We start from the raw sequence: 3370 nt of genomic DNA, 5'->3' as shown, positions 1-3370 counted from the left end.
GTCTTGCAGCTCTTCTAGAAGAAGCAAGTCCCATTCTATAAACAACATTATCTAATCTTGCTTCGCATAATTGTAATAGGATTTCACCTGTTACACCTTTGGATGCTGCTGCTTTTTCAAATAAGTTTCTAAATTGTTTTTCAAGAATACCGTATGTGTACTTAGCTTTTTGCTTTTCCATCAATTGTACTGCGTACTCTGATTTTTTACCTCTTTTTTTGGACATTCCATGTTGTCCTGGTGGGTAATTTCTTTTTTCGAAAGCTTTATCTTCTCCGAAAATAGCTTCACCAAATTTTCTAGCTATTCTTGTACTAGGACCAGTATATCTTGCCATTTTAAATTGTTTTTAGATAGCGATTATGAATTCAGGTCTAAATCCTTCGATAATCTTGAGTCTATCTTTTGTTATACTTAATTATATTAGATATTGAGATTCTGAAATAAATTCAGAATAAATTCAATATAAAATTATACTCTACGTCTTTTTGGAGGACGACATCCATTGTGTGGCATTGGAGTAACGTCAATAATTTCTGTTACTTCAATTCCTGAGTTATGGAGAGAACGAATTGCAGACTCACGTCCGTTTCCTGGTCCTTTTACATAAACTTTTACTTTTTTAAGTCCAGCTTCTAATGCTACTTTTCCACAATCTTCGGCGGCCATTTGAGCTGCATATGGAGTGTTCTTTTTAGAACCTCTAAAACCCATTTTACCAGCAGAAGACCAAGATATAACTTCACCTTTCTTATTAGTTAAAGAAATGATTATGTTATTAAAGGTTGCACTAATATGAGCTTCACCAGAAGATTCAATTATAACTTTACGTTTTTTTGTACTTGCTTTAGCCATATTACTTACTATTTAGTTGCTTTTTTCTTGTTAGCAACAGTTTTTCTTTTACCTTTTCTTGTTCTAGAATTGTTTTTAGTTCTTTGACCTCTTAATGGAAGACCAGATCTATGACGAATTCCTCTGTAACAACCGATATCCATTAAACGTTTGATGTTTAATGAAGTTTCTGAACGTAATTCTCCTTCAATTTTATAGTACGATACAGCTTCACGGATTGCTCCGATTTCATCATCGTTCCAATCTTGAACTTTTTTATCTTGGCTAACTTGGGCTTTTTCTAAAACCTCAATTGCTCTACTTTTTCCTACTCCGAAGATGTAGGTTAGTGCTATAACACCTCTTTTGTTTTTTGGAATATCTACTCCTGCGATTCTTGCCATAACTATCCTTGTCTTTGTTTAAATCTAGGATTCTTTTTATTAATAACGTATAATCTACCTTTTCTACGCACAATTTTACACTCTGCGCTTCTTTTTTTAACTGATGTTCTTACTTTCATTTTAAAATATCTTTAATATCTATAGGTAATTCTTGCTTTAGATAAATCGTAAGGACTCATTTCTAGTTTTACTTTGTCACCAGGTAACAATTTAATGTAATGCATTCGCATTTTTCCAGAGATGTGAGCGATAACGATATGTCCGTTTTCTAATTCTACACGAAACATTGCATTTGATAATGCTTCAATGATTGATCCGTCTTGTTCTATTGCTGATTGTTTTGCCATATATTAAGCTACTGCTTTTCTATTTTTTCCACTTTTCATCAATCCGTCGTATTCCTTATTCAATAAATATGAATTTATTTGTTGAATGGTATCAATTGCAACTCCAACCATAATGATTAGTGATGTTCCACCATAAAACATAGCCCAAGATTGTTGAACATTAAAACTAACAACTATTGCAGGAAATATAGCAATCAAAGCTAAAAATAATGATCCTGGAAAAGTTACAAGTGACATAATTTTATCAAGAAAGTCTGCTGTTTCAACGCCAGGTTTTACGCCAGGAATGAAACCACCACTTCTTTTTAAATCATCTGCCATTTTATTAGTTGGAACAGTTATGGCAGTGTAGAAAAAAGTAAATACTATAATTAATGTAGCAAAAACTAAATTATACCAAAGACCAAACATATTACTAAAAGCACCAGCAATTGATTGCGACATTTCTGAGTCAGAAATACCAGCAAGAGCAGCAGGAATAAACATAATAGCTTGAGCAAAGATAATTGGCATAACTCCTGCAGCGTTAAGCTTTAAAGGAATCCATTGTCTGTTTCCACCCATCATATCTTGTTCAAAATCACCTGTAGTAGTTCTTCTGGCATATTGTACTGGAATTTTTCTAACAGCCATGACTAATAATATACAAGCAATTATTACTAACAACCATAATATAATTTCTAATACCAATATCATTGGGCCACCATTATTATTGGTAACTCTTGATGTAAATTCTTGAATTAAAGCTTGTGGCAATCTTGCAAGAATACCAACCATAATTAAAAGTGAAATACCATTTCCAATTCCTTTATCAGTTATTTTTTCTCCCAACCACATAGCAAATACTGTACCTGTAGTTAAAATTAAAACTGATGAAAATAAGAAAGAAAACGAATCAAAACCTAATAAAAATGCTTCTTGAGGAATAGTTTGTCTTAAATTAATAATGTAACCTGGACCTTGAAGTAAAGTTATACCAATAGTTAACCAACGTGTGATTTGATTTAGTTTCTTTCTTCCACTTTCTCCATCTTTTTGAAGTTTTTGTAAATAAGGAATGGCTATTCCCATTAACTGTACAACGATTGAAGCAGAAATATATGGCATAATACCTAAGGCAAAAACTGAAGCTTTTGAAAATGCTCCACCAGTAAACATATCAAGAATAGATCCTATTCCGTCTTTTGTTTGACCTGTTAAACCACTTAATTGTGTTGCATCAATTCCAGGAAGAGTAACATGAGCACCAAATCTATATACTAAAAGTAAACCTAAAGTAACTAAGATTCTGTTTTTCAACTCCTCTATTTTCCATACATTTTTGAATGATTCAATAAAATTCTTCATATAATCAGAATATTATAATAAAACTACTTCACCTCCAGCTGCTTCTATAGCGGCTTTAGCTGTTGCAGTAAATTTGTGAGCAGATACTTTCAATTTTGCTTTTAATTCGCCACCACCTAAAATTTTAACAAGTTCGGTTTTAGTAGCTAAACGATTAGAAACTAATACAGAAAAATCTACAGTATCAGTTACAATTCCATTATCAACTAACAATTGAAGTTTATCAAGGTTAACACCTTGATGTTCTATTCTATTAACATTTGTAAAACCAAACTTAGGCACACGTCTTTGTAATGGCATTTGTCCACCTTCAAATCCAATCTTTTTAGAATAACCAGAACGAGATTTTGCTCCTTTGTGTCCTCTTGCAGAAGTACCACCTTTTCCAGAACCTTCTCCTCTACCTAATCTTTTATTTTGATTATGTGTTGAACCTTC

At 32.4% G+C, this 3370-nt stretch carries 7 protein-coding genes; all 7 read right to left on the bottom strand.

The window, feature by feature from the left end; translation table 11 throughout:
* Nucleotides 1–337, bottom strand: a 337-nt coding sequence (gene rpsD, locus ACH2BO_RS03905) for a 30S ribosomal protein S4 (RefSeq protein WP_395043446.1), incomplete at its 3' end; no start/stop codon positions are given.
* Nucleotides 338–471: 134 nt separating this feature from the next.
* A complete protein-coding gene (gene rpsK, locus ACH2BO_RS03900) occupies nucleotides 472–855 on the bottom strand; it encodes a 30S ribosomal protein S11 (protein WP_035125668.1) in 384 nt (127 codons plus the stop codon).
* An 8-nt stretch (nucleotides 856–863) separates the two neighbouring features.
* Nucleotides 864–1238 (bottom strand): 30S ribosomal protein S13, encoded by a 375-nt coding sequence (rpsM, locus tag ACH2BO_RS03895; RefSeq protein WP_395043445.1) that lies wholly within the window; start codon nucleotides 1236–1238, stop codon nucleotides 864–866.
* A 2-nt stretch (nucleotides 1239–1240) separates the two neighbouring features.
* Nucleotides 1241–1357 carry a type B 50S ribosomal protein L36 gene (gene ykgO, locus ACH2BO_RS03890; protein WP_081932050.1) on the bottom strand — a complete coding sequence of 39 codons (117 nt, stop codon included), beginning with the start codon at nucleotides 1355–1357 and terminating at the stop codon, nucleotides 1241–1243.
* Between the two features lie 12 nt (nucleotides 1358–1369).
* The gene (gene infA / locus ACH2BO_RS03885; protein ID WP_007136545.1) at nucleotides 1370–1585 is read right to left on the bottom strand and encodes a translation initiation factor IF-1; all 216 of its coding nucleotides are present in this window, start codon (nucleotides 1583–1585) and stop codon (nucleotides 1370–1372) included.
* Nucleotides 1586–1588: 3 nt separating this feature from the next.
* The gene (secY, locus tag ACH2BO_RS03880) at nucleotides 1589–2932 is read right to left on the bottom strand and encodes a preprotein translocase subunit SecY (RefSeq protein WP_395043444.1); all 1344 of its coding nucleotides are present in this window, start codon (nucleotides 2930–2932) and stop codon (nucleotides 1589–1591) included.
* Between the two features lie 12 nt (nucleotides 2933–2944).
* Nucleotides 2945–3370: 50S ribosomal protein L15 (gene rplO / locus ACH2BO_RS03875; protein WP_395043443.1), on the bottom strand; the 426-nt coding region annotated here is incomplete at its 5' end.

The organism is Flavobacterium sp., from assembly GCF_043773265.1.
Classification (GTDB): domain Bacteria; phylum Bacteroidota; class Bacteroidia; order Flavobacteriales; family Flavobacteriaceae; genus Flavobacterium.
The sequence above is the reverse complement of the archived record's forward strand: the minus strand, read 5'-3'. Positions and strand labels throughout refer to the sequence as shown.